Origin of the sequence: Virgisporangium ochraceum (assembly GCF_016863655.1) — a bacterium.
Lineage (GTDB): Bacteria > Actinomycetota > Actinomycetes > Mycobacteriales > Micromonosporaceae > Virgisporangium > Virgisporangium ochraceum.
The window spans coordinates 1-26,890 of sequence record NZ_BOPH01000160.1 but is presented as its reverse complement, the minus strand read 5'-3'; the positions used below and the strand labels follow the sequence as shown (position 1 = coordinate 26,890).

At 70.3% G+C, this 26,890-nt stretch carries 28 protein-coding genes and 2 pseudogenes; 12 read left to right on the top strand and 18 right to left on the bottom strand.

Annotated features, from left to right (window positions below; genetic code table 11):
• Window positions 1–19 precede the first annotated feature (19 nt).
• Window positions 20–484, bottom strand: a complete 465-nt coding sequence (locus tag Voc01_RS52170) for a cyclic nucleotide-binding domain-containing protein (RefSeq protein WP_239161115.1) — start codon at window positions 482–484, stop codon at window positions 20–22.
• Window positions 485–629: 145 nt separating this feature from the next.
• Here Voc01_RS52170 and Voc01_RS52165 point away from each other — a divergent pair, with 145 nt between their 5' ends.
• Window positions 630–1,799 (top strand): baeRF10 domain-containing protein, encoded by a 1,170-nt coding sequence (locus Voc01_RS52165; protein WP_203935257.1) that lies wholly within the window; start codon window positions 630–632, stop codon window positions 1,797–1,799.
• 321 nt (window positions 1,800–2,120) lie between these two features.
• Window positions 2,121–3,401, top strand: coding sequence for an alpha/beta hydrolase (locus tag Voc01_RS52160; RefSeq protein WP_203935256.1), 1,281 nt, complete (start codon window positions 2,121–2,123; stop codon window positions 3,399–3,401).
• Between the two features lie 84 nt (window positions 3,402–3,485).
• Here Voc01_RS52160 and Voc01_RS54985 read toward each other — a convergent pair.
• Window positions 3,486–3,956, bottom strand: a pseudogene (locus tag Voc01_RS54985) (phosphatase PAP2 family protein); the annotation flags it as partial.
• 275 nt (window positions 3,957–4,231) lie between these two features.
• Between Voc01_RS54985 and Voc01_RS52150 the strand changes: the two are divergent.
• The gene (locus tag Voc01_RS52150; protein WP_203935255.1) at window positions 4,232–4,588 is read left to right on the top strand and encodes a PadR family transcriptional regulator; all 357 of its coding nucleotides are present in this window, start codon (window positions 4,232–4,234) and stop codon (window positions 4,586–4,588) included.
• Window positions 4,585–5,268: a signal peptidase I gene (gene lepB / locus Voc01_RS52145; protein WP_203935254.1), complete on the top strand. Its 684-nt coding sequence runs from the start codon at window positions 4,585–4,587 to the stop codon at window positions 5,266–5,268. Before Voc01_RS52150 ends, lepB begins: the two co-directional genes overlap by 4 nt.
• A 36-nt stretch (window positions 5,269–5,304) precedes the next feature.
• On the opposite strand, the gene Voc01_RS52140 is transcribed toward lepB, so the two are convergent.
• Window positions 5,305–5,775 (bottom strand): VOC family protein, encoded by a 471-nt coding sequence (locus Voc01_RS52140; protein ID WP_203935253.1) that lies wholly within the window; start codon window positions 5,773–5,775, stop codon window positions 5,305–5,307.
• Between the two features lie 134 nt (window positions 5,776–5,909).
• Here Voc01_RS52140 and Voc01_RS52135 point away from each other — a divergent pair, with 134 nt between their 5' ends.
• The 4 genes and pseudogenes from Voc01_RS52135 (at window position 5,910) to Voc01_RS52125 (ending at window position 8,596) form a co-directional block, all read left to right on the top strand.
• The gene (locus Voc01_RS52135) at window positions 5,910–6,797 is read left to right on the top strand and encodes a helix-turn-helix transcriptional regulator (protein ID WP_203935252.1); all 888 of its coding nucleotides are present in this window, start codon (window positions 5,910–5,912) and stop codon (window positions 6,795–6,797) included.
• Window positions 6,798–6,872: 75 nt separating this feature from the next.
• A pseudogene (locus tag Voc01_RS53890) lies at window positions 6,873–7,001 on the top strand (hypothetical protein); the annotation flags it as partial.
• Between the two features lie 122 nt (window positions 7,002–7,123).
• Window positions 7,124–8,077, top strand: a complete 954-nt coding sequence (locus Voc01_RS52130; RefSeq protein ID WP_239161113.1) for a DUF6928 family protein — start codon at window positions 7,124–7,126, stop codon at window positions 8,075–8,077.
• A 126-nt stretch (window positions 8,078–8,203) separates the two neighbouring features.
• Window positions 8,204–8,596, top strand: coding sequence for a hypothetical protein (locus tag Voc01_RS52125; protein ID WP_203935251.1), 393 nt, complete (start codon window positions 8,204–8,206; stop codon window positions 8,594–8,596).
• A gap of 187 nt (window positions 8,597–8,783) precedes the next feature.
• On the opposite strand, the gene Voc01_RS52120 is transcribed toward Voc01_RS52125, so the two are convergent.
• From Voc01_RS52120 to Voc01_RS52080, 8 genes are all read right to left on the bottom strand, one after another.
• On the bottom strand, window positions 8,784–9,533 hold the full coding sequence (locus Voc01_RS52120) for a class I SAM-dependent methyltransferase (RefSeq protein WP_203935250.1): 750 nt from the start codon (window positions 9,531–9,533) through the stop codon (window positions 8,784–8,786).
• A 208-nt stretch (window positions 9,534–9,741) separates the two neighbouring features.
• A complete protein-coding gene (locus tag Voc01_RS52115) occupies window positions 9,742–10,536 on the bottom strand; it encodes a class I SAM-dependent methyltransferase (RefSeq protein ID WP_203935249.1) in 795 nt (264 codons plus the stop codon).
• A 74-nt stretch (window positions 10,537–10,610) separates the two neighbouring features.
• Complete coding sequence (locus Voc01_RS52110) at window positions 10,611–11,750, bottom strand: serine hydrolase domain-containing protein (RefSeq protein WP_203935248.1); 1,140 nt, start codon at window positions 11,748–11,750, stop codon at window positions 10,611–10,613.
• Window positions 11,747–12,166, bottom strand: a complete 420-nt coding sequence (locus Voc01_RS52105; RefSeq protein WP_239161112.1) for a VOC family protein — start codon at window positions 12,164–12,166, stop codon at window positions 11,747–11,749. The genes Voc01_RS52110 and Voc01_RS52105 overlap by 4 nt, the downstream gene beginning before the upstream one ends.
• A gap of 109 nt (window positions 12,167–12,275) precedes the next feature.
• Entirely contained in the window at window positions 12,276–15,191 is a 2,916-nt protein-coding gene (locus Voc01_RS52100) for a helix-turn-helix transcriptional regulator (protein ID WP_203935247.1), read from the bottom strand.
• 249 nt (window positions 15,192–15,440) lie between these two features.
• Window positions 15,441–18,233, bottom strand: coding sequence for an Hsp70 family protein (locus Voc01_RS52095; protein WP_445009841.1), 2,793 nt, complete (start codon window positions 18,231–18,233; stop codon window positions 15,441–15,443).
• Between the two features lie 288 nt (window positions 18,234–18,521).
• A complete protein-coding gene (locus tag Voc01_RS52085) occupies window positions 18,522–18,842 on the bottom strand; it encodes a hypothetical protein (protein WP_203935244.1) in 321 nt (106 codons plus the stop codon).
• A gap of 291 nt (window positions 18,843–19,133) precedes the next feature.
• Window positions 19,134–19,325 (bottom strand): hypothetical protein, encoded by a 192-nt coding sequence (locus tag Voc01_RS52080; protein ID WP_239161109.1) that lies wholly within the window; start codon window positions 19,323–19,325, stop codon window positions 19,134–19,136.
• Between the two features lie 116 nt (window positions 19,326–19,441).
• Between Voc01_RS52080 and Voc01_RS52075 the strand changes: the two genes are divergently transcribed.
• Window positions 19,442–20,065: a P-loop nucleotide/nucleoside kinase family protein gene (locus Voc01_RS52075; RefSeq protein WP_203935242.1), complete on the top strand. Its 624-nt coding sequence runs from the start codon at window positions 19,442–19,444 to the stop codon at window positions 20,063–20,065.
• A 124-nt stretch (window positions 20,066–20,189) separates the two neighbouring features.
• On the opposite strand, the gene Voc01_RS52070 is transcribed toward Voc01_RS52075, so the two are convergent.
• Both Voc01_RS52070 and Voc01_RS52065 read right to left on the bottom strand, forming a co-directional pair.
• Entirely contained in the window at window positions 20,190–20,936 is a 747-nt protein-coding gene (locus Voc01_RS52070) for a hypothetical protein (RefSeq protein ID WP_203935241.1), read from the bottom strand.
• Window positions 20,937–21,088: 152 nt separating this feature from the next.
• Window positions 21,089–21,499, bottom strand: coding sequence for a hypothetical protein (locus Voc01_RS52065; RefSeq protein WP_203935240.1), 411 nt, complete (start codon window positions 21,497–21,499; stop codon window positions 21,089–21,091).
• 116 nt (window positions 21,500–21,615) lie between these two features.
• On the opposite strand from Voc01_RS52065, the gene Voc01_RS52060 reads away from it, so the two are divergent.
• A complete protein-coding gene (locus Voc01_RS52060; protein WP_203935239.1) occupies window positions 21,616–22,107 on the top strand; it encodes a hypothetical protein in 492 nt (163 codons plus the stop codon).
• Window positions 22,108–22,245: 138 nt separating this feature from the next.
• Here the strand turns inward: Voc01_RS52060 and Voc01_RS52055 are convergent, their stop codons facing one another.
• A complete protein-coding gene (locus Voc01_RS52055; RefSeq protein ID WP_203935238.1) occupies window positions 22,246–22,749 on the bottom strand; it encodes a hypothetical protein in 504 nt (167 codons plus the stop codon).
• 369 nt (window positions 22,750–23,118) lie between these two features.
• Between Voc01_RS52055 and Voc01_RS52050 the strand changes: the two genes are divergently transcribed.
• Window positions 23,119–23,877, top strand: coding sequence for a hypothetical protein (locus Voc01_RS52050; RefSeq protein WP_203935237.1), 759 nt, complete (start codon window positions 23,119–23,121; stop codon window positions 23,875–23,877).
• Between the two features lie 92 nt (window positions 23,878–23,969).
• Here the strand turns inward: Voc01_RS52050 and Voc01_RS52045 are convergent, their stop codons facing one another.
• Both Voc01_RS52045 and Voc01_RS52040 read right to left on the bottom strand, forming a co-directional pair.
• Window positions 23,970–24,221: a hypothetical protein gene (locus Voc01_RS52045; protein WP_203935236.1), complete on the bottom strand. Its 252-nt coding sequence runs from the start codon at window positions 24,219–24,221 to the stop codon at window positions 23,970–23,972.
• Window positions 24,222–24,259: 38 nt separating this feature from the next.
• Window positions 24,260–24,709: a hypothetical protein gene (locus Voc01_RS52040; protein ID WP_203935235.1), complete on the bottom strand. Its 450-nt coding sequence runs from the start codon at window positions 24,707–24,709 to the stop codon at window positions 24,260–24,262.
• 375 nt (window positions 24,710–25,084) lie between these two features.
• Between Voc01_RS52040 and Voc01_RS52035 the strand changes: the two genes are divergently transcribed.
• Window positions 25,085–25,783, top strand: a complete 699-nt coding sequence (locus Voc01_RS52035; RefSeq protein WP_203935234.1) for an SGNH/GDSL hydrolase family protein — start codon at window positions 25,085–25,087, stop codon at window positions 25,781–25,783.
• A 113-nt stretch (window positions 25,784–25,896) separates the two neighbouring features.
• Here Voc01_RS52035 and Voc01_RS52030 read toward each other — a convergent pair whose 3' ends face one another.
• Window positions 25,897–26,334 carry a hypothetical protein gene (locus Voc01_RS52030; protein ID WP_203935233.1) on the bottom strand — a complete coding sequence of 146 codons (438 nt, stop codon included), beginning with the start codon at window positions 26,332–26,334 and terminating at the stop codon, window positions 25,897–25,899.
• Window positions 26,335–26,454: 120 nt separating this feature from the next.
• Window positions 26,455–26,890: hypothetical protein (locus tag Voc01_RS52025; protein WP_203935232.1), on the bottom strand; the 436-nt coding region annotated here is incomplete at its 5' end.

The following is a 26,890-nucleotide window of genomic DNA, read 5'->3' as shown; positions in this document are numbered from 1 at the left end:
GACCTGTCGCCGCGCACCGTCACGCCGACGTAGGGAAGCCCTCGGCGATCAGGCGTGACCGGGTGGTCTGCAGCCGCTCCACCACCACGGCCATGAACCGCCGCGTCAGCTCGTAGCCCAGCTCCGGATCGCCCTCGCACAGGCGCAGCACCTCCGGCGCCGTGAACTCGATCGTCAGCGTGGGCTGCGTCGCCACGGCACCGAAGTGCCAGGTGTGCGGCGGGAACATCCACGACCAGCCGAGCACCGCACCCGGACCGAGGGTCTCGACCGCGACGGTGCCGCGGCCGGGAACGGTGGTGTCGAGGTCGACCGCGCCCTCGCGGATGATCCAGTACCGGTTGGCGCGGCCGCCCTCGTTGAAGATGCGCATTCCGGGGCGGAAGACGCTGCGGTGTGCGTAGAACGACATGCGTTCCAGGTGCGCGGCGCGCATGCCGGTCAGGAACGGCTGTGACGCCAGCAGTTGGGCCATGGTCTGCATCGCAGGGGATCCTTCCGTGAGCCGGATGCCGTGATGGGACACCCGTGCGGTGCCGTACGGACAGGGCCGGAAGGCCCGGTCGAAGGGGACCGTCGCGGGACCTTCAGCCCTGTCCGCCGGCCCGCGCCGGGGGCAGGCTTCGCGCATGACGATCAACGAGAACGGGCTTCCGGGCAGCGCGGCGTTGCGCGTCGTCGTCGACCGGGTGGATCCGGTGGGGACGCTGTCGGTGTACGCCACGGCCGATCCGCAGGACGCGGGCGCCTGGCGGGTGCGTGTCGTCAACGACCTGGTGGCGCTGGAACAGCGGCTGCGCAAGGCCGACGACGCCCGGGCCGAGGCGGTCGCGCTGCGGCTCGACGAGGTCGAGCGGGAGCTGGCCGCGATGCTGGACGCCTCCGGACCCGGACAGGGCCGGGCGCTGTTCGTACCGCTGTCGGGTGCGCCCACGCGCACGGTCCACGTCCAGGTTCCGCTCGGGGACGTGGTGGAGCTGGACCCGGTCGCGTACGTGCGTCCGCTCGTCGCGGCGGCCAGCGCGCATCCGCCGGCCGGGGTCGTCGTGGTCTGCGGCCACGGCATCCGGCTGGTCGACCTGCGGTCGGGGCTGGCCGTCGACGTCGGTGAGCGCACGCACGACACGTCCGGCGTCGACCGGCACGGCCACACCGGAGCGTTGGCGACCCGGCACGGGTCGGCGTGGCACGACGTGCAGGCCCGGCGGGCGGCGGAACGGCTGGGGACGTTCCTGCGCGCGAACACCGCGTGGGTCGTCGCCGAGGTGCGCCGGTACGGCTGGGAGTACCTGGTGGTCGCCGGTGACCCGGAGCGGACGGCGCCGGTGGTCGACGGCCTGCCCGACGACCTCGCGGCCACGCGGTGCCCGGTCAGGTACCGGTTGGCCGGCCTGCCCGCGCCGCGCGTGCACGCGGCGGTCGCCGGCGACCTCGAACGGATGCGGCACGACCGCCACCGCGACCTGTGTGAACGGACCCGCGACGCGGCCCTCGGCGGCGCAAGCGGATCCTACGGCCTGGCCGACACGTTGACGACGCTCGCCGAGGGCCGGGTCAGCCACCTGCTGCTGGACGCCGCCCGTGAGTGGACCGGCCGGTCCGGCCCGGACGGGCGGCTGCACCCCGACGGGATCGCCGTTCCCGGTCTCGCCGACGCCGACCTGCGGCCCGAGCCCCGGTTGGGCGAACGCATGATCGAGGCGGCGATCCGCCAGGACGCGGCCGTGACCCTGGTCGACCCGGCCGACGCCGACGCGCTCGCCGCCGGCGACGGGGTGGCGGCGGTTCTCCGCTGGTGACCGTGCCGGTGGGGGATACGCTGCCGTGATGTCCCGCCGCGACCGGTACCGGGAGGACCTCCGCCCGCTCGACCCGGCCCGGTGGCCGGCGTACCTGCGGGAGCACAGTGGCCGTCCCGGTCCGCGGGCCACCTCGAGCTGATCCAGGCCGTCGCCGACGAGGGCGACGCCGCCTGCTTCGACGGTCTCCTCGCGTGGATCGTGCGCGAGAACAGCAGGAAGGCCCGGCTGGCGAAGCTCCTCCGACGCACGGGACTTTTGTCCCTGCCGCCGGCGCACCACGGCCGGCGATCCTCGACCCGGTGGGAGGAGGTGCGGGCCATGTCAGTGCGGACACGGCCGCCCGCGGCCGTAGAGGTGTCCCCGACGGTGCGGGGGCCGCGGCCGTGGATCGGCATCCTGTGCGCGGCCACGGCCGCGGTCGGGTTCCTCACCGGGCGGGACGGAACACCGGGATGGCAGGTGGTCCGCGTCGCGCTGACCGTCGCGGTGGCGGTGGCCGTCGGGTACATCATCCTGCGGGCGTCCGCCCCGGTGCGCGGTCCGGCGACCGCCGCCGCCGGGGTCGTGGTCACCGCCGTCGGCGCCGGGACCGGGCTGCCGCATCTGGCCAAGGTGGGCTGGTCCGCGGTGACGGCGGCCGGGGTGCTGGCGCTGGTCTGCGGAACCGCGTTGCTGGTGGGCGGCGCGGTGGTGACGGTCCGGGCCGCCCACCGGTGGTGGCGGCTCCCGGTGGCGCTGGCGGTCGCGCTCGTCGCGGTGGTGTCGCTGTGGTCGGGGACGGTCGCGGTTGCGGCGACGAACGTTCCGCGGACCGCGGTGGGACCCACGACGCCGGGCGAACGCGGGCTCGCCTACGACGACGTCACGTTCCCCACGACGGACGGGGTCCGGCTGTCCGGCTGGTACCTGGCCTCGACCAACCGGGCCGCGGTCGTGCTGCTGCACGGCGCCGGGTCCACGCGGTCGGCCGTGCTCGACCACGCGGTCGTCCTGGCGCGGCTCGGCTACGGCGTGCTGCTGTTCGACGCGCGCGGCCACGGCCGCAGCGGCGGCCGGGCGATGGACCTCGGCTGGTACGGCGACCGCGACGTCGGCGCCGCGGTGTCGTACCTGCGGACGCGGCTCGACGTCGACGGGGCCCGCATCGGCGCGGTCGGCCTGTCGATGGGCGGCGAGGAGGTCCTCGGAGCCGCCGCCACCGACCCGCGGATCCGGGCCGTCGTGGCCGAGGGGGCCACGAACCGGGTCGCCGCCGACAAGGCCTTCCTGTCCGAGGCGTACGGCGTGCGCGGTCGCGTGCAGCGGGGGATCGACGCACTCACCTACGCCGTCACCGACGCGCTGACCGCCGCGCACCCGCCGGTCACCCTGCGGGCCGCGGCACGGGCCATGGCGCCGCGGCCCGTGCTGCTCGTGACCGCCGGCGACGTGCCCGACGAGGGACACGCCGCGCGGTACATCCAGCGCGGCAACCCCGGCGTCCGGATCTGGGAGGTGCCGGACAGCGGCCACACCCGGGCCCTGCGCACGCATCCGGACGAGTGGCGGCAACGGGTGTCGGCGTTCCTCGCCGCGGCGCTCGGTCCACCACCGGCCTGACCACCGCGCGATGCGGTCCACCACCAGCCACGAGCCGGCGGACAGCGCCGCACCCGCGACCACGTCGGCCAGATAGTGGTTGGCGGTGACCACGACCGCGGCGTCCATCGACAGGGCCGCCGCGACGGCCAGAGCGCGTGTCCACACCCGCCGGACGGCGGCGACGAGCGCGAGGCTCACGATGAGGTTCCAGCCGACGTGCAGGCTCGGTAGCGCGGCGTACTGGTTCGTGAAGGCGGCGGGCTGGAGCACGCGGTACGCGTTGCTCTGTTGGGTGATCGTGTCCACCAGCGCCGGGTCGGCCAGGCGCGGCGGCGCCACCGGGACCGTCGCGAAGACGACCAGCCCGACGCCGCCGGACACGAGGATCGCGTTGCGGGCGCGTGCGAAGACGGCCGGATGCCGCAGCGCGAGCCAGGTCAGGCTGACGGCGATCACCGGCCAGTGCCCGTAGATGTAGATCCAGTTGAAGACGGTGGCGGCTGCGGACTCCGTGCCGACCGCCCGTTGCAGCGTGCGTTCCCAGTCCAGGTGCAGGGCCTGCTCGACGGCCATCAGGTGTGCGGCGTTGCGCAACGCGGGGCCGGGATCGGCCTCTGTCATCCCGCGCACGGCGAAGTAGAGCGCGACAGCGGTGACCACCACGGCGCCCTGGTGTGCCAGCCGACCGAACGCGACGGTAGCCACGGCCATCTCCTCTCGGTCGTCCCTTCACGCAGGATGCGGGCGTGGTCGCGGGGCCGGACCTGGCTGACGCCCCGCCGGTCGGGGGCCGTTCGTCCCGTCGCGGGCACTGGACCGGGAAAGTCGAGTTATGTAGACTTTCACGCATGCCGAGGACTCCCCACACCTCGCCGCAGACGCTGCGGTTGTTCGAGGCGTTGTCGACCGACCCGACCAGATGGCGTTACGGCTACGACCTCAGCCGCGAGACCGGGCTGGCGTCGGGCACGCTGTACCCGATCCTGATGCGGCTGGCCGAGCAGAAGCTGCTCGACACCGACTGGGAGCCCTCCGACGAGCCGGGCCGCCCGCCGCGGCATACCTACCGGCTGACCGCCGACGGCGTGGCGCTCGCGGAGGATCGGCTGGCCCGCCGCGCGGCGGCGGAGTCCACCGCCCCGCGCCGTCGGGGTCGGTCCGCGCCGGCGCCCGGCACCGCGAACCTGATCGGGGGGACCGCGTGAGCGGGCGCGATCCCGTCCGCGCCGTCGCGCGGTTCGTCCTGACCGTCGCCGTGCGGGGACGCCGGGCCAGCGGCGGCCCCTGGGGTGAGGCGGTGCTCGCCGAGTTCGGGGAGACCCGGGGCCGGTGGCAGGCCGTCCGGTGGGCCGTCGGCGGACTGCGGACCGTGTGGCGCGAGCGCCGGCAGCGCATCCGGCAACTGCCGCGCGCCACCCGGATCCGTCGACGGGCCGCGGTCGCGGCGGTGCTCGCCGTCGTGGCCGGCCTGTCCGTCGCCCGGTTCGCGCTGACCCCGCAGTACATGGCCTCCGCCGAGATGGAGCCGACGTTCGCCGTCACCGACCGGTGGGTCCTCGACCGCGTGAGCCTGCGCATCTCCGGCGTCCACCACGGCGACGTGGTGGCCTACCGCAAGCGGTACGCGCATGTCGAGCAGATCCGGCGGGTCATCGGGCTGCCGGGCGACACCGTCGAGTGCCGCGACGGACGCGTCCACCGCAACGGCAGCGCCCTCGACGAGCCGTACCTGCCCGACGGCGCGCGCACCGAGTGCGAGCCGACCACCGTGCCCGCCGACTCCCTCTACGTGCTCGGCGACAACCGCGCGATCGCCACCGACTCGCGCCACGAGGGCACGGTCGCGATGTCGTCGGTCCTCGGGCGGGTCATCGACGTCTGGTGAGCCTGTGACGAGCCTGTGACGAGCCTGTGACGAGCCTCAGTGCCGGTGCACGCCGCCGATGCGTTCGGACAGCTCGAACATGTTGCCCCAGGGGTCGCGGAAGAACGCCAGCCGGGCGCTGATGTCGTCGATCTCGAAGGGCGGGTTGACGATGTCGACGCCGCGGCGGCGCAACTCCGCGAGGGTCTCGTCGACGCTGTCGACCGACAGGCACAGGTGGTTGTACCCGTTGGCGGCGAGGCTGGCGTCGACGTCGCCGAACACGGTCTGCGCCGCGGCGCCCGGGCCGGCGAGGATCTCGAGGTGGAAGTCGTCCTGGTCGGGCGGCATGACGTAGGCCAGGGTGAGCTCCCCGTAGGACCAGGTCTGCAGGATGCGCCACTCCAGGGTGTCGACCCAGAAGGACCGGGCCGCCTCGAAGTCGGGATAGCGGATGCCGGTGTGGTGGCCGCGCATCGAGGCGAACGGGGAGGCGGGATTGGTCGGGGGAGTCGCGGGCAGCGGCATGACGGTCCTTCCGGTCGGTCTGACCGCTCCATTCGAGCCGCCGGTGACCTCCCGCGACAGACCCAGGGTCGTACCCGTCAGCCTGGGTCCGGCAGTACCACCCTCCGCCGCCGCGGTCGCGACATACTGGGTGCGTGGCCAGCCCCGATGTCGCCCGCGAGCTGCGTGACTTCCTGACGTCGCGGCGGGCCGCGCTCACCCCGGAGAGCGTGGGCCTGCCGCCGTCGGTGGGCGCGCGCCGCGTACCGGGGCTGCGGCGTGAGGAGGTGGCGATGCTCGCCGGGGTGAGCGTCGACTACTACGTCAAGCTCGAACAGGGCCGCGCGGTGAACGTCTCCGAGCAGGTGCTCGAGGCGATCGAACGGGCGCTGCGGCTCGACGGGCTCGAAAGTCGGCACCTGCGCTCGCTGCTGCGCGCCACCCACCGGCCGCGCTCCGCACCCGGTCCCACCGAGACGCCCGCACCCAAGGCGCGCGCGGCCGTGCGCACGATGGTCGACGCGATGACGGTGCCGGCGATCGTGCACGGTCCGCTGCTGGAGGTGCTGGGGCTCAACGCCGTCGCCAAGGCGTTGTTCGCCGACTTCGAGGCGATGCCCGTCGGGGAGCGCAACCTCGCGCGGTGGATGTTCCTCGACCCGTCCGCCCGCAGGATCTACCTCGAATGGGACCGGCATGCGGCGCAGATGGTCGCGATCCTGCGCGCTGCGGCGCAGGGCCCCCACGCCGGCCGGCTCGCCCACCTCGTCGGCGAGTTGTCGGTCGCCTCGCCCGACTTCGCCCGCCACTGGGCCGACTACCGGCTCCACCAGCACACCCACGGCGTGAAGCGGTTCGGCAACGAGCTGGTCGGGGAGCTGCGCCTGCACTACCAGGCGTTGCCGCTCCAGGAGGACGCCGGACAGACGGTGGTCGTGTACCACGCCGATCCGGGCTCGCCGTCGGCGGAAAAGCTCGAGCTGCTGAGCAGCTGGGTGCTCCCGGCGGAGGTCCGCCAGCGGCCGCGCCGGGGCGTACCCTGAGCCGATGCCGGCTCGCGCGCGGTCTATCCGGGAACCTTCGACCCGTTCACGGCCGGACACGCCGACGTCGTCGACCGGGTCAGGCACCTGTTCGACCGGGTGACCGTGCCGGTCGCGGTGAACGCCGACAAGCACCCGACGACGTCGGGCGACCAGCGGTCGACGCTCTGCGGGGTTCGCTCCCCGCCGGCTGGACCACCGTGACGGTAACGGCATGGGCCGGCCTCACCGCGGAGTTCTGCCGTGAGCGGTTCGGCGCGTGTGCCTCGTGGTTCGGGCGCCGTGCGTACGTTGCGGGCGGTACCGGTGCAGTAGCGTGGGCGCGCATGGGTGCGAAAACGGCGCTCCTGGTGTTTGCCGACGGAGACGCGGCCGGCGCGCTGCGGGATGCGGCCGAGTTCGATCGAGTGGCGACAACGGAGCTGGTGGCGCGGCTGCTGCCCGGGCTCGAGCTGGTCGCGATCGAGGACGGCAGCCTGGAGCGGAACGTCAACCCGTCGAACGGCCTGCTGTACGCCGGGGTGTTCCGAGGCCTCACGATCATCTGCGCTGCCGAGTTGGGCGAGATACAGCCCTGTTTCGTGCGGCCCGGTTGGCTGGCCGAGGGGGCGGGCCGACGCGTTGTCCTGCACTCGATGCACAGTGCGTCGGACTTCCTCGCCTTCGCGGTCTGGGGCGAAGACGGATCGCTGGAACGGTCGCTGTGCGTGAGCCCCGATCAGGGGATCGTTGAGGATCGCGGTGACCGGTTGCCGTTCGAGCTGGCGTACTGGGCCGGTCGCCACCCGGTCGACGATGACGACGAAGACGAGGAACCTTATCCGCTGCCGTTCCATCCATTGGAGCTCGGCGAGGACGCGCTGGCGGCGTTGTGCGGGTTCGTGGTCGAGGGTTGGCCGCCGGACGGGATGCCCGATGTGGCCCGCGTGCCGTTGGCCGGATTCCGGCTGCGCGCACCGACGGTGACGCTGGAGCGATCACACGGCCGCCCGATCGCGCAGCCGTCTCCGCTCGATGTCGGGTCGCAGGTCGGCCAGCTCGGTGCCGGGCTGGATTTCCTGATCCTCGACATGGGTGGAGAGAACTACCTGCAGGCGGCCGCCGGGGGTCGATCCGACATCCCGGCCGGAATCTTCCGGGTCGAGCGCCGTGAGGGCGACTCGGACCTCCATTTCCGCTGTGACGTCGAGTCACTCGAGGACGTCGCGGAGATCTTCCGCGGCTACCTTGCGAACCAGGACGGCTGGGGCGACCGCGAGTGGAAACAAGTCTGGGTGTAACGGCCGACCTCCCGTCCGAAGACACCATGCGACCGGCCCAGGTCGCCGTGAGCCAGCCGGTCGCGGCATGACCGGACGCCATGACCGGATTCTGGCGGGTGGACGGGATGGATAGCATGCGGCGTCATGGGTTACGCATTCACGATGGATGAGCCGAGCGACGATATGTCGACCCCGTGCGGGTTCAGCAACTACCAGATGAACTACATCCGCCTGGTCATGCTGTGGGTGAGCGTGATCGATGGGGACGGCTACAAGGCACACGACTTGCCGGAATTCCCGATCTCTGACCAGACGCTGCCGGCCGGCGAGTTCAACGGGGTCGGTGGCCGGGTCGACGCCGCTGGTGCTGCCTTCATCGCCGCGCGGTTGCGCCAGGCTCTGGAGACCTACGCCGTCGAGGACGTACTGGATTTCCTCGACGACCACCCCGGCAGTCCGGAGGTCCGCGGCTGGGTCGAGGAGTTCACGCGTTTCAACGAGCAGGCCGCCCAGCGCGACGGGTACCACCTCGTCTGATGTCTGCCTCGAAGGCCCTCTTGCCGGCAGGCGCCACCCCAAAGCGCTGGCGCAAGGAGCGTGACGGTCGTCAGGGCGGCTGCGGGAACCAGCCGCGGCATGGGCGCTCACGCGGAGCGGATGAGAGTGCGCCATGATCGCGTCGGCGGGAGCCTGAGCGCACGTTGTCCACGGCGCGCTGCGGCTGTTATGGCCGTCGTCGGGCGAACCAGACTTCCTCGACGGGCCAGCACCGTGCCCACTGCACGGTCTCAACGTCATCGTCGGTTTGTGAGTCCTCCGGCGCGAACAGCTCGATCATGTCCTCGATATCGAACCCCGCTGTGCGCAGCAGCCGGATCCAGTCGCCATGGCCGAGATGGAACTCCACCCCCGGGTCGGACTCCCAGCTGATCCGGTGCAGCCCGGCCTGCGGGCGTAGGAGCCGGTCGGAGGCAGCTCCGACCTCGGGCTCGCACAGCATGAGCAGGGTGGAGTTGCGAAGGAATGTCAATCGGCCGCGCGGGCGTAGCACCCGGGCCGCTTCCGGTATCCACCGGTACGGGTCGCACCAGATGGAGGCGCCGTACTCGCTGATCACCAGGTCGAAGCTGGCATCTGGGAACGGTACGTGCTCGGCGTCGGCCTGTACCAGCGGAAAGGACAGTCCGAACTCCTGCTGCATCCGTTGGGCGGTTGCCAACTGGCGAGCCGAGATGTCCAGGCCAACCGGTTCGCCCCCGGCCCGCGCCGCCCACGCCGACACATATCCGGTACCGCACCCCAACTCCAAGACATCCGCACCGGCCACGTCGGCCGGCAGCATCGGCACCCGCGACTGCGATGCGGCAAAGTTTCCCCAGGTCGGCGCCGTCTGCGCCCACAGACGCCGGGCATGCACGGCATAGGCGTCGGCGAGCACGTCCCAGTGCGCCTCGTTGGTCTCGACATGCGACATCACTCCGCCTCCATCCGACGAGGAGATTTCCATCTGGACGCACCGGCCGCACGTCAACATCGACCAGCGGTGAGCACGGCTATGGACGGTTCGGGATCACCGGACCAGTCCAGCCCGCGAGGTTGTTTTGCATCGAGGCAACCAGCCAGGGCGCTCGCATCGAGGCGATTGCCGGTGACGAACCCTGGAAAGCCCGACCCTGATGGCGTCACAGTCCATCCGTCGCCGGCGGCTGGATCTCTTCCGAGCAACTGTCGACGGCGCCCGCGGGATGCGTGGCCACGGCTCGGTCGGCGATCACATATCGGAAGACGTTGTCCTGCCGGTAGGAGCCGTCGGGTTGCCGGTACGGGGCAAGGGCTTCGGCGTAGGTGTCGTGCACGAGGTCCTCGCCGGCGACTTCGATCGCCCACCGGAACGGCCCGATCGACGCCTGCCCGCGCCACGCCGTCGACAGGTCCGGAAAGATGAACGGGCAGTCGACCTCGCCGGACGCGGCCAGTACGAGCCCGGCGTCGGCGAGCAGATCCTCGACCACGCCTGGGGTGGACACGGCCAGCGGCGCGTGGGCGCCGGGTGGAGGCGGGGCGAGTGTGCGGATGCGCTGGAAGACCCGGTCGGTCTGGCACCGGTCGGGTTCGGCCCACACGCCGATCGCCACCCGGCCGCCCCGGCGGGTCACCCGGGCCATCTCCACCACGGCCACCCGCGGGTCGGCCGCGTACTGGACGGAGTTGAAGGCCGTCACCACGTCGAACGTGCCGTCGTCGAACGGCAAAGCCTCGAGGTCGCCTACGTGCAGGTCCGCGTCGGGCAACCGCTCGCGTGCCACCGCGATCATCGATGCGGCTGCGTCGAGGCCGGTCACCCGCGCACCTCGACGCACCGCGGACTGCAGAACCGACCCGGTGCCGCACCCGACGTCGAGCAGGCTCAGATCGACCAGTGGCGCCAACGCTGTGAGCGTCGCCTCGTGCAACGGCCGGCTCAGTGGCTCGCTCACCTGCGCCCAGTCCCTCACGGCCTGGCTCCAGAGTCTGCCCTGTGCTTTTGCTGATCCCACGGGTTCTCCTGATCTCATTGGCTGTCGGAGTAGACGGCGCGCTCGAAGTCGGTGTAGGTCTTCAGCGCCTCGGGGGTGGCGAGCGGCCGGGACTGCGAGTAGAGGGCGCCGGCGATCCCGGCCTCCGGGTCGATCCAGAAGTAGGTGTTGAACACCCCGACCCAGCCGCCGCTGCCCGGGTTTCGCCCGCCCGGCCGACCGCGGGTGTCCAGTAGCAAGCCCCAGCCCCACTTCATGCCCGGACCGGCCGTGAAATCGCAGCTGACCGCTGGGTCGATGGTGCGGATCTCGGGCGGGAACCAGAGATCGCCGATCTGGTTGGTGAACGCCCCCCGCACCGACGATGGGGCGAGAACCGTCGCGTCGGCCAGCGTCCCGCCGGCGAGCAGCATGCGCTGGAAGAGCAGGTAGTCCCGGGGTGTGGAGTACAGCCCGTGGCCGCCGGCCCACCAGGCGGGTTGCCGGTCCCAGTCGAGGTCGGTGGGTATCCAGTTTCCGGCCTCGTCCCTGACGTGTACCGGCACGCACGCGGCCCGCTGCTCGTCGTCGAGGAGGAATGCGGTGGAGCGCATCCCGAGTGGCCTGAAGATGTGGTCGGCGAGGTATCGGTCCAGTGACCGGCCGCTGGCCGACTCGACCACCCGGCCCAGCCAGTCGGTGCTGATGCCGTACTCGAACCTGGTGCCCGGGTCGGCCACCATCGGGGTGGAGAAGACGTCGCCTGTCGCGGTCGCTGCCTCCCACCGGGTGAGCTCGGGGTTCCAGAATCCGTAGGCCAGCCCGGCGGTGTGGGTGACGAGTTGCCGGACGGTTGCCCGGCTTGCCGGCGCCCGCGTCTTCGGCTTGCCGGTCTCGTCGCAGCCGTCGAGAACCTCGACGGCGGCGAAGTCGGGGCAGTAGCTGTCGACAGGCGCTTCGAAATCCAGGTTGCCGAGGTCACGTTGCTGGAGCGCGGCCACCGTGCACACCATTTTGGTCATCGATGCGATCCGGAAGATGCTCTCCGCGTCGATGGGCTCACTTCCGCCCACCGCGCGGGGCCCGGCGGCACCCTCGTAGAGGACGCCGGTGCGGTCCGCGGCCACGCCGACGACGTTGGGCATAGCGCCGCTGTCGACGGCCGACCGCAGCACCGCGTCGATCCTGGCTGTCACGGCCTGGGCGCCCAGCACTCGAGCGCGACGCCGTCGGGATCGCGGAACGACAGACCGAAGCCGAGTGCGTCCCCGGCGATGCCGCCGTGCTTGATCCCCAGCTCGTCCAGACGCCCCCGCACCCGCTCCAGTTCGTCACGGTCGGCACAACTGAAGCCGATGTGGTCCAGCCCGGGGCGCCGTTCGTCGAACCGGTGCGCGGGATCGGTATCGGAGTGCGCGTGCAGCGCCAGGATGACGCCGCTGCCCAGCACGAAGATGGTGTGGTGGAAGCCCTCGTGGTGGCCGGGCAACGCGGAGACGTCCTCGTCGAGGACGGGTTCGGCGTCCAGCAGCTGCCGGTACCAAACCCGGCTGGCCTCCAGATCCGTGACGGTGACGGCGATGTGGTGCACGGCGGCGGGGAACACGGTCATCCGGTAACTCCTGTGCGGTCAGCGGCAACGTGGCTTGTGCTCGGCCTGATCGTTGCCGCCGGCCCGCCAGGCCCGCGTCGGGACGATGACCCGGTCTACGGGTGCCGGGCTACCCGGTTAGCCTCGCCGAGTACCCAGCCAACTCGGCGCGCCGCCGGCAGCCGGTCTTGGTGAGCAGGCTCGCCACGTGCTTCTCCACCGTGCGCGGTGACAGGTGCAGCTGCTCGGCCAGTTCCCGGTTGGTCAACCCGTCGGCGAGCAGGACCAGCACATCTGCCTCGCGGCTGGTCACTCCCAGCGCCCGCAGGGCCGCCGGCACGACGGCATCGCCACGGCCGGCGCGCGGAACCGGAACCCCCGCCCGGCGCAGCAGGGCGCGGCACGCCGCCGCCACCGGCCGCTCACTACGTTCGGCGAAGAACACGGCGGCCTCCCGAAGCCAAGCCACCGGCTGGCCCCACCCGTCGGCCAGGGCCGCCTCGGCGGCCAACCGCCGCGCGTACTGCCGGTACCAGACCACCAGCGGACCGAACTCGGCCTCGGCGACCGCAAAGACCGCACCGGCCTCGGCGGACCTGCCCGCCCGGCCGAGCAGCACCGCCTCGGCGCAGTCGAGCAAACTGCCCACGATGCGGTGCCGCGTGGCGCCCGATCCGCGGACCCGCTCGGCTTCGGCCCGGGCCACCGCGTCTGCACCGTCGATGCCCTCGCCGTCGACGGCGAGCAGCAGCACCCGCATCCCCAGAAACGGCGGAGCGACGGTGGCCGGCGACCGTTGCAGCAGCCGGGCACCCGTCGTCATCTCAATCATCGCCCGCTGGCGGTGCTCGGCGAGCAGCGACGAGGTGGCCCGGCAGTGTCCCCAGGCGCTGCCGTGCACGTCCGGGTCGTCGGGGGCCAGCGCCAACGCCTCGGCTAGACACGCCTCCATCTCCCCGTCCTCACCGCGCTGGGCATGAGCGGTCGCCCGCAGCACCAGCGCCATCGGCAACGTGCCCAGGCGCAGACGGCGTGACGCGTCCACGCTTTCGCGTGCGGCGGCGAGCCCCTCGTCGGCTCGGAACTGTTTGATCAGACCGGCGGCGATCTGCAGGTCCAACGTGGCGACGAGAGCCACCGCGCCGATCTCGACCGCCAGGTCGCGCGCCTGCCGCAACCGGTCGACGCTCTCAGTGCGCAGCTGATCGACCGTGCCGAGCTCGTGCAGCGCACGCAGCCGCCACAGCTCCAGCCCGTGGGCGGTGGCTATCGCCAGTCCGCGGGCGAAGGACGCTTCCGCGGCCTCCAGATCCCGCTGGCGTGCCACCCGACCGGCCACCTCCAGCGCCTCACAGGCGACGGCCGCAAGCCCGGCCCGTTCCGCCGCGGCCAGTGCGGACGCGGCCAACCGGTCGGCCTCGGCCAGGCGTCCCTGCCCGAGCACCACCTGTGCGTCGAGGGCATCAAGGCTCGCCGCCAACGTGGTCGTGCGGGCCGCCGGCGTGCGGCGGGCCGCGGCCAAATGGTCGACGGCCACCTGCCAGCGGCCGGCCGCCACCGCGGCGCGGGCCAACCGCAGGTGCAGCTCGGCGCCGTCCGACGGCAGCCGGGATGCCACGTCGAGCCGGGCCAGCAGCCGGTCGCCCAGCTCGAATGCCCGGTCAACCTGCCCGGCGAGGGCGAACACGTCGGTCATGGCGTCATCGATGGGAACTGTCACAGTCGCGTCGTCGGGTGCGAGGGCGCGGGCGCGCCGCAGCATCGCCTCGGCGGTGGCCAGTGCGCCCGTCGCCCGTGCTCGGCGGCTCGCGGCGAGCAGCAGGTCCGCGGCCCGCGGTCTGTCACCGGCAGCCTCGGCGAGCTCGGCGGCCAGCTCGCACCATTCGCCGGGCAGCCGGGGATGAGCATGCTCGACAGCCGACAGCGCGCTGCGGGCCAGGCTCGCCCGCTCCGGCGGCAGCAGGCCACCCAGCACGGCGTCACGGGTCAGGGCGTGACGGAAGCGGAAACCGTCGGCCTCCGCAGTCAACAACTGGACCCCCACCGCCTCGCGCAGCGCGGCGACGACCTCGGCCTCGCCCAACCCGGTCGTCGCCGGCAGCAGCGACCAGTCGAACCGGCGGCCGAACACGGCGGCGGCGCGCAACACATCACACGCGCCGTCGGACAGTCCGTCCAGCCGCCGGCCGACCGCGTCGGCGAAGGTCGGCGGCACTCGGCGGCCTTCCCACAGCGGGGCCGTCGTCGCCCACCGCCCGTTCCGCTCGACGAGCACTCCCGCGCCGACCAGACCGGCCAGCAGCTCCTCAACCAGGAACGGCAGGCCGTCGGCGTCAGCGCACAGGAACGTCTCCACCTCCGTCGGCAGTGCCACCGCACCGAGACAAGCCCGGGCCACCCGCACGATCGCCTCGTCACCGAGCCCCGCCACCTGGACAACGCGGGCCGCGCGACGGTCAACCAGGTTCGCAACCAACGCCCGGCCGGCACCCTCCTGCTCGGAACGGACCGTGCCCAGGCACAAGATCCGCTCACCAGCCAGGTTGTCGGTCAGGTACTCCAGCACCGCCAGCGACTCAGGATCGGCCCAGTGCAGATCCTCCAGGACCAGCACACAGCCGCGCCCGCCGGCCAGGAATCGCAGCAGCCGCAGCAGCCCTTCGCCGAGCACCACCGACGACTCGACGCCAGGCCCCGACCCTGCCGGCAGCCACTGAGGCACCAGCCTGCCCAGCGCAGGCCGGAACGGCCGCAACTCGGGCGCGTCCAGTTCGCCCCGCCCACGCAGCTCACCCAGAACCGCCTCCGCCAGGGGACGCAACGCCGCCGGCACCCCACCCGGCACCGCCCGGCCAGTCAGCACCGGCAACTGCCGCGCACGCGCGCGTTCGGACAGCTCCCGCACCAACCGGGACTTGCCCACCCCGGCCTCGCCCACGACGAAGACTGTGCCGCCGTGACCCTCGCCCGCCCGGCCCAGCGCATCAGCCAGGACACCAACCTCCTCGTCCCGCCCGACGAGAACCGGACACAGCGTCTGTCGCATCCCGCAAGTATCTGCGGTCAGCGCCTCCTCCCGTCGAGCCGCCAGGCGACCGAATCCGGCCGGTTCAGCGCTGCGGACGCTGTGTGCGTGACCTTGCCGGGTCCGTTCGCCCGTCAGTTGGTACTTCTGCAAGCGCGCGGAGCGGTTCCCGCGTTTCGCCCGGACCCGTGAGCTGATTCCGACGCTTGTCGAGGTCCAGGGGGTGGAACGGTCAGTGATCCGGTCGATGATCGCGTTCACACGCCGCCGCTAGCGGGTGACCGTCCATAGTCTGATCACGTCGTCGAGGCTGCAGCTGGCGAGTACGTCGCCGTCTGGGCTGAAGGCGACCTTGATTTCGGAGTTGTGCCCGGTGTTGACGGTGGAGAGGCCCCGACCGATGGTCGCGTCCCATAGCCGTACGGTGTCATCGCTTCGTGGACCGCCGGTCGCGATGATCGCACTGTCCGGGCTGAAGGCCATGCTCAGTACCTCCTTGTGCCCGATGAGCGGCTCCCCCCGGCGTCGACCGGTGGCTGGATCCCACAGCCGAATTCGCCCATCGACTCCGCCGCTCGCGAGGGTGGCGCCGTCCGGGGCGATTGCCACGCTGGTGACTATTCCGGTGTGTGCGGCGATGGGATCGATGACGGCGCGGCCCCGAGCGGCGTCCCACAGCCGCACCGTGCCGTCATCGCCGGCGCTTACCACGATGCGACCACCGTGCGGATCGAAGGTCAGGTCGACGACTCCGCCGACGTGTCCGGTCAGCGGAGGACCGATGAGTTCGTGGGTTGCCACGTCCCACAGCCGCACGGTGCCTTCAGCGCCCCCGCTTGCCAGCACTGCCCCATCGGCGCTGAAGCTCACCGCGGCGGCAACCGTTCTGTGTCCGGTGAGCGGCGTTCCGACCTGGCGGCGTTCGTCGACGTTCCACAGCCGCACGGTGACGTCGTTTCCTCCGGTGGCGAGGTGACGGCCGTCCGGGCTGAACGCCACGGTCCGTACATAGCCGTCGTGCCCGCGCATCGGCTCTCCGACCGGCCGCCGGGTGACGATGTCCCACATTTGGACCGTGCCATCGATGCCTCCAGCGGCGAGGACGGCGTCACGCGGGTGGAACGCCAGGCAGTACACCTTCGGCGCGGTGAGGGTCGCCCGTGCGTCGAGCCGGGCAACGGTTGGGGTTCGCCTCGCCCTACCCCGCGCGGCGGAGCCTTGCCAGCCACGTATTGCCAGCGCACCAGCACCGGCGGCGGCACCGGTAGCGAGGACCGTCCCCACGATGACCGCCCGGCGGTCCGCGCGCGTCCGTCGAAGCGTCGGAACATTCGGCTGCTGCGGCACCTCGGGCGGCGGTGCGGTAGGCACTGGCGGGCCGGGCGCCGGGTACCGTTTCGCGGCGTCGGTGTACAGGGAACCGACGGCGACGACGACCTCCGGCTGGTCGGTGATGGTCGGGGCGATGCCCAGCTGCCGGTGCAGCACGGTCGACACCAGCGGTATCCGGGACGAGCCCCCCACCAGCAGCAACGCGTCGACCGCGGTCGTGGGAACGCCCGCATGCCGCAGCAGTGCCGCGGTGCACTCGGCGGTCCGCTCGATGGCCGGCGCGATGGCGCGCTCGAACTCGTCTCTGGTCACATGCACCTGCATGTCGACCAGCGGGATGTGCAGGTCCGCGACGGCACGCCGCGACAGTTGTTCCTTGACCGCCCGAGCAGCGCGCCACAGCGCATGGCGGGCGTGCCGCTCGGCGACGGTCCGTGGCCGGTCCAGGCAGCGCCAGGCAGCCGCGGCGTCGCCGGTCAGCGCCCGGGCATGGTCGACCACGAGCGCGTCGAAGTCCGTACCGCCGACGTCGTCGAGGCCGTCGGAGGCGACGACCTCCACCCCTGCCGGCCTGGCCCGCACGACGGCGGCATCAAACGTTCCCGCACCCAGGTCGTACACCAGGACGAAACGTCCCGGCCCGATACGGTGACCGAGCTCGGCCACGAAGTAGGCAGCGGCGGCGACCGGCTCCGCAACGAAGGTCACGGGCTGGAGGCCGGCGCGGGCGGCGGATGTCTCCAGAACCTGCAGACGTTGGCCACCCCAGCTCGCCGGGTGGGTGAGAACCACGTTGCCCAGCGGCCGACCGGCGACCCGGCCCGCCTCCTGCTCCACCCGTCCCAGCACCGCTGCGACCAGGTCGACCACGCCGATCTCGCGCCCGCCCAGCCACACCCTCCCGTCGTCGATGCGCCCCTTCGGGCTGACCTCCAACCCGGCCGGATCCGACACGCCGCTGCGCTCAGCGTCCTGACCGGTTCGCAGACCGTCCTGGCCGGCGAAGACCGCCGACGGCAGAACGGGAGAGGAGTCGACGAGGACCAGCCGCGGATGCCCGACTGCGTGCCCGAGCGCCGCCACAGTCGATGTCGTTCCAAAGTCGATGCCCAACGCAGGGCCGCCGACGACCATCGATCGAGTGTATGGCGCCGTCACCCCGGATACGGTCACTCGACGACCGCACCCGCGCAGGACCAGCGTCGACCAGGGCAGCGCTGAAGGCAATCCATTCATGTCCAACGCCTCAGGGGCCAACCCGCACACCGAGCGACAACCACCGACGATGCGGCAACGGACAGCCAGAAATCCTGTCCACGGACTCGCGCGCGACAGGTCGACAAGAAGATCAAGGTGGCGAAGAAAGAACTCACCGAGCTGGTCACCGCCAGCGGCAGCAGCCTGCAGGAGTTGAACGGCATCGGCCCGTCCGGTGCCGCCCGCCTGATCGGCGACATCGGTGACATCCGCCGCTTCACCAGCCGCGCCCACTTCGCGTCCTGGAACGGCACCGCGCCTCTGGACGCCTCCTCCGGTGACCAGCAACGCCATCGCCTGTCCCGGGCCGGGAACCGGCGCATCAACCGTGTGCTGCACATCATGGCCATCGTCCAGCTCCGCCACGACACGCCCGGCCGTGCCTAATACCGACGCCGTCTCGCCGAGGGGAAGACCGCAATGGAGGCCATCCGGGCGTTGAAACGCCGACTGTCCGACGTCGTCTACCGGCACATGCTCCGCGATATCCAACGCACGGTGACGTGCCCGGGAGGACAACCGGGGGGCGACTCTGCAATCCAGCGCGGCTGACCCAAACCCCGAGGTCAACACTTCGGAACAGTCACAGCCCGGACCCGCCAGCCACCACCCTAGAACACCAAACACCGACGCCGCTTGACAAAGAGGGGTGCCAGATCCGCGAAGCGCGCGGGGCGCGGCATGTCCGGATACCGGATCAACCTCGATAGCGGTCGATTGGTCCAGGAGGACGATGGTCGTGACGATCGACTGCCGTGTCGATCATGTCCAACGGCGCAGATCGTCGATCAGATTGCGACGATCAAGATATTTCTCCAGGTACGTAGCTGTGATCCGGTCACGTAGCGCAGTTTCCATGGCGGCGACCACCACAGCGTTCTCTCGCATCCCGCCCAGCCGGAGCTGCTCGGCAGCCCAACTCTCGTACTCAGCGAAGTTGGCGCCAGCAGCGCGTCGAGCCCCCGCGAACAACTCGACTTGTAACCACTTCGGAGGTCGCGGGGTCACGCCCACGCAGAGCACTGCGGAGATAGCGGCCGGTCGATTGCCATCCCAGCCGGGCTTGAGCTCGTCCTCGACCACGACTCGACATCATGCCTCGCCGCGGCTGATCTCCGCGCTGTCCGCGGCTCAGCAAGGCCACGCGGAGCGCGGCAAATGAGAGGGGGGCTGGCGCCGAGCGGTATGAACGTCGGCCCCTGCGCCGGGACAATGCACAGATGACTGATACAGGTCCGTACCTGGCCCATGACCTGATCGTTGGCGACGGCGCCAGCCACCGGCGGTGACGGAGACTACCTGTGGGAGCGCACGGACGGTGGCAGATGAATGCACCCTGCCATTACCCGAAGTGCGGTGCAGACAGCGACTTTGTTACGGCTTGGCGGTCGGCGTCTTGCGCAACCACAGATACGTGCCTAGTAGGGCGCAAGCTGCGCCCACGAGGGCGATAGCCGTCTCGGCCACGCCGGAGATGTCATCCAGAAACGGGAAGGCGCGGCTGGCGACCAACGCGAGAAACGCGATTAGCAACAGAACGATGGCGCCGATTCGCTGTCGATTCATGGAAACCATTGGATCATCCTGCGTCGATCGAGCGTGCACCGGACCAGAAGCCTCTCATCAACGTCTTGTCATCGGCACGAGCGGACACCCAGTGGTGGCCGCCATGGTCACAGCTCGTGACGAGCGCACGGCGGCAGATGTTCGCGCCGATCGAGAGCTGCGTTGAAGGCGCACCTCGACCGCTGACGTTGCTGCTCTGCGATCATCGCGAGGTGGTCGATCTGATTCTGGTCAACGGTCTGCCGGGCTCTGGCAAGACGACCCTGGCGAACGGCCTGGCGAACGGGCTGGCGAAACGGCTCGGCGTACCACCGATCGCCAAGGACGCGATCAAGGAGGCGGTGGCCGACGTCGTTCCCGCCGCGCCCGGGCCGGCTCTGGGCATGGCCGCCGGCGACATGATGTGGACTCTGGCAGCGGCCATGTCCGGGACCATCATCCTGGAGTCCTGGTGGTTCAAACCAAGGGACCTGCCTTTCGTCGAAGCCGGCCTGCGACGGTGCGGCCCGACGAGCATCATCGAGGCCTGGTGCGACGTGCCGTCCCACGTCGCGAAGAGCCGGTACGCAGCCCGGCACCGGCACCGCATCCACGATGACAAAGCCAAACTCGCCGACGCCTGGCCGCGGTGGGAGGCGGAGGCAGAGCCTCTCGGCATCGGCCCCGTCGTGCGGGTGGACACCAGCACTCCGGTGAACCTCGCCGACCTCTCCGAGCCGATCACCAACGCCAGGATGTAGGCCGAGACACACCGCGGCACGCCCGATCGGCGGCAGAAGAGTGAGTCGATGTTGTACGGCCCACAGGGTGACAGGGGTTCGTCGAGAGTCAGACGTGCCCGATCGGTCGACAACGCCCGTGCGTTCAGCCGCCCGGCGCGAGCGCCTCGGAGCAGCGGCGCAACTCGTCCGGGCGCAGCGCGTCACCGCCGACAGGGTTGCGGCGACTGTGCGAGACGTGGCAGACCCACACGCCGTCAACGCACGACCAGGCGCCCTCGTCGAACGGGTCGTTCGGGAAGACGATCATGAAGGCGGCATCGCGCACCGCCCGTTCCCGGCGGTCGCGGCCGGCTACGACCTCCACCGCCCGCGCGAACCAGTCGACCGCCTCGTCGCCGGCCGAGTCGTCACCCAGAATCGGTGCCAGGAGCAGGAGCCGGTGGGCGATCACGAGTCGATCGGGAGACCCGGCGCGGGCGATCTCGCGCAGTTCGGGCCAGCGCAGTCCGGGTCGTGAACCATGGCCGGAGATCTCGGCCAGCCCCATGCCGGTGCCGGTGGCCGGTGCCAGCCAGTAGTCGGTTCGGTAGTGGAGATGGTCCGACATCGGGTCGACGCGGTGGATGATCAGGACAGCGCCGCCGGTGGCCAGTGGGAGCGTGAATACCGGCAGTGCGTCGGGGTTGGTCAGGTGGCGGCGGCGCAGCGTGCGCAGATCGTCGGGCGTCACGCCGAACACGGCGCAGATCTCGTCGGTCCACGGGCCGACACCGGCCGCCTCGGCGGCGAGGAACGCCGGATCGGCCAGCAGCGGGGTGCCATCGACTACCCGCGACGACAAGCGCCCCGGACCCAGCGACTCGACGGTGTCGTAGCCGTGCAGGTGCACCGATTCACCACCGTTCGCCGCGCGCTGACGGCTTGGAGGCCGGCGCTGTGACCGTCAACTTAAGCAGAACACCTCGACGGCAGCCGCGCCATACGCGGCAGATCAGCAAGGCCACGCGCAGCGCGGCAGAAGCGGATGCTGCAGACTCGTGCTTACAGCCCGGATACAGGGTCGGGAGGCTGCTCTGTAAACCGGTCGGGCCGCTGCTTCTGCGGCCGCCGTCGAGTGCGGTTTAGCGGCCGAATCTTGCCCTCGAAGTATGTGATGGCCGCGAAGGCGATCACGTGGTTGTGCGTGAGGCGCTGGCCCGTCATCGGCAGCGGGTAGGCAGGGTTCTCGTAGTTCGCTGCGATGGCTTGGACGTGGCGTAGATCGGCATCGGCCATCTGGAGCGCCCTGTCGGCGAGGTCATCTTCGCCGTAGTCCCACAGACTCGCGGCTGCAGCACTCCTCGAGAAGTGCACCTTGAAGTTGGGTCGACCACGCATCAGGCGTCGCCGGTCAAGTGCCGCTGCCCATCGCTTGAACACAGGCAGAGTCTGCCCGACCATGCGATTGATCATCGACAAATCCGCCTGCTTTGGGCGAGCCGCTCCACCGCCACGCTGGGGCCGCGCTGTCCGCGGCATGATCGCGCACATGATCTAGCTGTCCCCCTTCAAGACCGACACTGCACGCCGTGCAGAAGGCCGCTCCGAGCTTCCAGGAGGAGGGTCAATCGAAGGCGCACAAACTGACCGCCTTGATTGGCTCTTTATGCTTCATCATCGTGACAGGGACGGTTGAGTCACTGACCCGTCGAGGGGAGAAGCCGGTGTCTTGCGAGAAGCCGGGTTGGAACGTGTTCGCACATGCTCGCCATTTCGTCGCCAACGATGGGACCCTGGACCTCAACCAACCCGGCACCTTCGATCTTGACGTCTATGAGAGCGAGGGACTGACTCCGAATCAGATCTTCCTAGTTCCACCGCCGTGGCCAGCCGCGCGGCAGCGACCATGTGGCGGCGAGGCGGACGTTGGCGCGAATCCTCGTGCCGAGAACGGCGCTGATATTCCGGATGCTGCTGACGCGGCTTTGACGCAGATGGGATGGATCCGTATTGGCGAGTGGATAGCAGAGCCCCAGTACGGCCAGGAGTGGGTGGCGCAGCTAACTCACCGATGCAGGTAGTCCCGGCGACGTTAATGCTCTCGGTTGGAGGCTGAGCGGAGCGCGGCATGAGCGCGCACGTGATCAAGCAGGGCGGCAGATCTGTACGGACGGCGAGGAAGGACCAGCCGAGGCCGGCAGCTTCCGGCCCGGTGCGGCTCAGTCCGACCAGAGCGCCACCGCGAGATGCTGCCTCGCCGCGTGGGCGTAGAAGTCCTGCAACGCGACAAGATGACCATGAAGGTACCGCCGCTCGTCGAACGTGAACACACCAAGACTCGTCTGCGCCGTGACGACGTGGTCGGGCACGGCGGCCATCACAACCTCGGGCCTTACGTTCGTCAACAACGCCGCAACCTCGGCCACGACGTCAGGCTCGAGCGCCGTCACCGGGTGCTCCCACACGGTGTCAGGATGATCGCGATACGCGGCATTGATCTCTTCGTCGCCGTGGAGCGAGCGACGGAGAGCGGCAACAACGGGCTCGTCGACGTGCGCCAGTTCGAAGGAGCGGACAAGCGGAGCCGGTGCCCAGTCCAGGTCCAAATGGTCGGACGCGGGACGCAGTTTGAACGAGCACAGGAGATCCAGCACCTCGACCGAGTTGCGGCATGCTGCCAGCTCAGCCGCCGAGAGCTTGGCAAGTTGTTGCGTTACGGCCACCCTGCCAGTATCGCCGAGTCCGGATCTCCAGATGTGTTCGAGTAGAACACGCCGCACCGGGCGACGGCTGGCACGTCATGGCGAGCGATCAGCGGCAGATCCGAATATCAAGATCGCCACTCTGGCTATATCCGGGCTATATCCGGGTTCAGCTGCAGTCTATTCGTTCATCGCAACGTGCGGCGACTATCGGCTGGGGTCTGATTCGGTACGCGATCACGGGTCCGTCGGCTACCGGGCGGTCATGGTGGAGCGTCGAACCGCCCAGTGATACAGCGAGGTGGCGGACGAGAAGATCAGCCCGGCGTTCGGCTCGCCGGCGCCAAAGGATCATGGTTGTCGTCGTTCCAGTATCGAGAGGAGTCACGCGTGTTGATCGGTGCCGTTGAGGTATATGCCAATCACGCGTTCGTCATCCTCGGTCCGGTGGACCGGCCAGAACTTGACGACTGGGACACCAGCTTGCCTGCCAGCGCCGACACTCGTCACGTCGCGATCAAGACGCGCGGCCAGATCGATCACACCCGGGTGTCGCTCTGGTCGGGGGCCATGCCGATGTTCGGCGAGGCCATCTTCGACGACGACCTCGACCTGCACGACGCCAAGATCTGTGTGAGCGATATCGAGTACACCGGTCAGTGGATCAAGCGGATCCAGCAGAGCGGCCCGCAACGGGTGATCGTGCGGGTCGATGATCCCGGCCATGCCTCCCTGGTGCACGTCGGGCTCGATCTCGGTCCTGATCCGTACGTACGTTCGCTGCCCTCAGCCGGTGGGCCGCACCTGTTCGATGTCCTCGTCGCACGAGAGCACGACATGTCGTTGCCCAACGAGCGTGGACTCGCCCTCGACGGTCACGATTCGCCGCACGCCCGGCTCACGGCCGCGATCCTCCTGCTCTCAAGACCCGATCCGTCCGCACCATGGCGGGAAAGCTACGAAGCAAACCTGATCGCGGAATGGCTGCGATGGCTCGCCATCGGCCTCGACTTCGCGGCCGCGAAGCCGCTCGGACAACAGGTCCAGGACCTCGTCCGCACCCGCCGTCCAGATCCGAACACCGCCCTCTCGTCTCAAGACGCCTCCGAGATCGCCAAAACCATCCTCGACGCCATCGCTTACACGTGACGGCTCGACGATCAACAGCTCACATCCGGGATGGGCCACCGCCGCTCGCTCCACGCGTAAGGCGACCGATCTGACCCGTGAGCCAATCGCGGCTAGATCAGCAAGGCCACGCGCAGCGCGGCAGATCCGGGCGCCGCGCTGCCGAGCGCTTGCCAGCGGGGAGGATCCGTCACGCCGTCGACCGGACAGGCTGAACGCCGCAAGACCAACACCGACTCATCCGAACGCCACGAAGAAGCCACGTCGGCGCCGAGGTTGGCCGGCAGCAGGGCGGCGAACAGGAGGCGGTCCAGGCCCGGCCGGCTCCACGACGCAGCCGCCGCCGCGGGCCGGTCCTCCCGCACGGTCCCGATGATGATCCGCCGGGCTGGGCGTCCAGGGATCAGTTCACGTCGACGGTCACCCGCCAGGGCAGCACCGGCGCGCCGCACGGGATCTCGGGCGGGCAGACATCCCGGTACGAGGCCAGGCCGCCGCGGCCGGGCTGGACAGCCCGGTATGCGGCCTCGGTCGTGCCGGGCGGCGGGGGTGCCGGCAGCGGCAGCGCGACCAGGACGCCGCCGCTGGCTTGGACAGGGGTCCACCAGTTGGACGGGCTGGGGTATCGCACCGGGTCGACCGAGAGCGTCACGTACAGCCGTTGCCCCCGTCGCAGGCAGATGGTGCGCCCGTTGTCGGCCTGCCCGAGCTGGATCGGCCGGCCGCTCGCATCGGTAGGCACGCAGCCGGTCGGTGCTACCGAGTCGGCGGGAGCCGCCGAGACGACCGACGCCGGCGCGGCGGCCAGCGCCGCGGCGACGACCACGGCGGCGAAGAGAGTTCTCGCGCGCACGAAACCTCCTCCAGCGCAGCATCCAACATATCCGCCCTAGTCTATCTGTCGGTGCGCGCCTGTGACGGGTCAAACGGGCAAGATCCGGCACTCCCGTCATATATGCCTACGGGCAAGACCGGAGAGGGCGCACGGATCGCGGCAGATGAGTGCACCTGATCATGATGTCCGGTCCATTGGTGGAGTGCAGCCGCCATGCCGATCTGGGAGATCAACCCGAGTGGCCTTCGGCCGGGTAGTAGACCGCTCGACTCCCACGGATCGTCAGCGTCACCAGCGCTCCCCGCACATCGAGCACGTGATGTTCGACGTCGTGCACAAGGAGAGGGGTTTCTCGGTTGTGGGCCGGCGTGTCACAGCCGATGATCGGTGGTTGTGTCCGGTCTGTATGTCGCGCTCGGCGACTCGATGTCCATCGACGACTACGCCGGTGGCCCTGGCAGGGGTGCGGCTCGGCTGTTGCACCGCAATCATGTCGGCGACTTTCCGGACTGGGCCGGTCGCGATCTGGCCGGCGCGGGATTCGACGTCGCGGTCCTGGCCCGCGACGGAGCCGTGGCCGCCGATGTGCTGGAACGTCAGCTTCCACTCCTGACGCGGACGCCGGCCGTGGTGACGGTCACCATGGGCGGCAACGACCTGATGGCTGCCTACGGTGATGACGCGGCGGCACGTGCTGCCATCGGTCGGGTAACGGCGATCGGTGAGGCGATCCTGTCGCGGCTACGCTCCCGGTGCGGCGCCGCAGGCCGCATCGTGGTCAGCACGGTGTACGACCCCAGCGATGGCACCGGCGAGGTACCCGGATCCGGGCTGACGCCCTGGCCGAACGGTCCGGACCTCGTCGACACCCTCAACGCGGCGCTGCGTGACCTGGCTGGCCGCCACGGCGCGGTCGTCGCCGACGTCCACCGCCGGTTCCTCGGGCACGGCGTGCGTGCTGGTGACCCGGCCAGCCCGGAGTCCCGGCCGGTCGACCGCAACCTGTGGTACTGCGGAGTGATCGAACCCAACGCATGGGGCGCCGCCGCGATCCGTGCGGCCTGGTGGCACACGCTCCACGACGGCGGCTGAGCTCGCCGGGAGCGAACCCGTCATACAGGACCACGCGGGTTGCGGCAAATGAGTGCGTCGGATGGGGAATGGCCGAATAGAGAGTCAGGTGTTCGCTATGGCGGCCAGTTGGGTCAGTCGGCAGCCCAGCAGTACACCAGTTGGCCGGATTCGGCGGCCGCGCGAGCCAATGCGGTGACGCCGACGACGACACGGAGCGCCTCGTCCACATCGAGATCGTCCCCGTCGCGCACCACCGCCGTCGACCACTCTGTCGCAAGGGCCTGCAGCCGAGCCCGTCCGGCACGCAGGAGGTGAGCAGTCAGCTCATCGGACAGGACGAATACTCCGCTGCCGTCGTTGACCCACGGTGCCACCATCCGTGGTTTTCCACCCGCGCTCAGTTCCTTGACCGACCGCCCGGTAAACGAACTCTCCCACGCCAGCACCGCGTCCTCGGCGTAGAAGAACGAGCCGGACACCGTGGGGAAGGCAGACGCCGGGCCCCGGTACTGGACGGCGGCTGCCACACGATCGTCGGACGCCACGAAGAACTCAATGAATGCGCTCACCACACCATCCTGCGCCCGCGCCAGCACTCGATCCGCGGCATGTCCGGATACCTGATCAAGCTCGATCGCGGCCGATCGGTCCAGCAGGACGACGGCCGTGACGATCGACTGCCGTGTCGATCATGTCCAACGGCGCAGTTCATCGATCAGATAGCGACGATCAGGATATTTCTCGAGGTACGTAGTTGTGATCCGGTCACGTAGCGCAGTTTCCATGACGGCGACCAACGCTGCGTTCTCTCGTATCCCGCCCAGCCGGAGCTGCTCGGCAGCCCAACTCTCGCACTCCGCGGAGTTGGCGTCAGCAGCGCGTCGAGCCGCCGCGAGCAACTCGACTTGTAACCACTTCGGAGGGCGCGGGGTCACGCCCGCGCAGAGCACTGCGGAGATAGCGGCCGGTCGATTGCCATCCCAGCCGGGCTCGAGCTCGTCCTCGTCCTCGTCCTCGTCCACGATTCCGACATCATGCCTCGCCGCGGCCGATCTCCGCGCGAATCGCGGCAGATCATCACGGCCGCGCGCCTCGCGGCAGGTCAGCGCACGTGATCTGGGGGGG

Excerpts from the sequence above, each read along its gene's own strand:
- Voc01_RS52170 (WP_239161115.1), bottom strand. The coding sequence starts at position 484 with ATGCAGACCATGGCCCAACTGCTGGCGTCACAGCCGTTCCTGACCGGC.
- Voc01_RS52165 (WP_203935257.1), top strand. The coding sequence starts at position 630 with ATGACGATCAACGAGAACGGGCTTCCGGGCAGCGCGGCGTTGCGCGTC.
- Voc01_RS52160 (WP_203935256.1), top strand. The coding sequence starts at position 2,121 with ATGTCAGTGCGGACACGGCCGCCCGCGGCCGTAGAGGTGTCCCCGACG.
- Voc01_RS52150 (WP_203935255.1), top strand. The coding sequence starts at position 4,232 with ATGCCGAGGACTCCCCACACCTCGCCGCAGACGCTGCGGTTGTTCGAG.
- Voc01_RS52140 (WP_203935253.1), bottom strand. The coding sequence starts at position 5,775 with ATGCCGCTGCCCGCGACTCCCCCGACCAATCCCGCCTCCCCGTTCGCC.
- Voc01_RS52130 (WP_239161113.1), top strand. The coding sequence starts at position 7,124 with ATGGGTGCGAAAACGGCGCTCCTGGTGTTTGCCGACGGAGACGCGGCC.
- Voc01_RS52125 (WP_203935251.1), top strand. The coding sequence starts at position 8,204 with ATGGGTTACGCATTCACGATGGATGAGCCGAGCGACGATATGTCGACC.
- Voc01_RS52120 (WP_203935250.1), bottom strand. The coding sequence starts at position 9,533 with ATGTCGCATGTCGAGACCAACGAGGCGCACTGGGACGTGCTCGCCGAC.
- Voc01_RS52105 (WP_239161112.1), bottom strand. The coding sequence starts at position 12,166 with ATGACCGTGTTCCCCGCCGCCGTGCACCACATCGCCGTCACCGTCACG.
- Voc01_RS52100 (WP_203935247.1), bottom strand. The coding sequence starts at position 15,191 with ATGCGACAGACGCTGTGTCCGGTTCTCGTCGGGCGGGACGAGGAGGTT.
- Voc01_RS52080 (WP_239161109.1), bottom strand. The coding sequence starts at position 19,325 with ATGAATCGACAGCGAATCGGCGCCATCGTTCTGTTGCTAATCGCGTTT.
- Voc01_RS52065 (WP_203935240.1), bottom strand. The coding sequence starts at position 21,499 with ATGATCAATCGCATGGTCGGGCAGACTCTGCCTGTGTTCAAGCGATGG.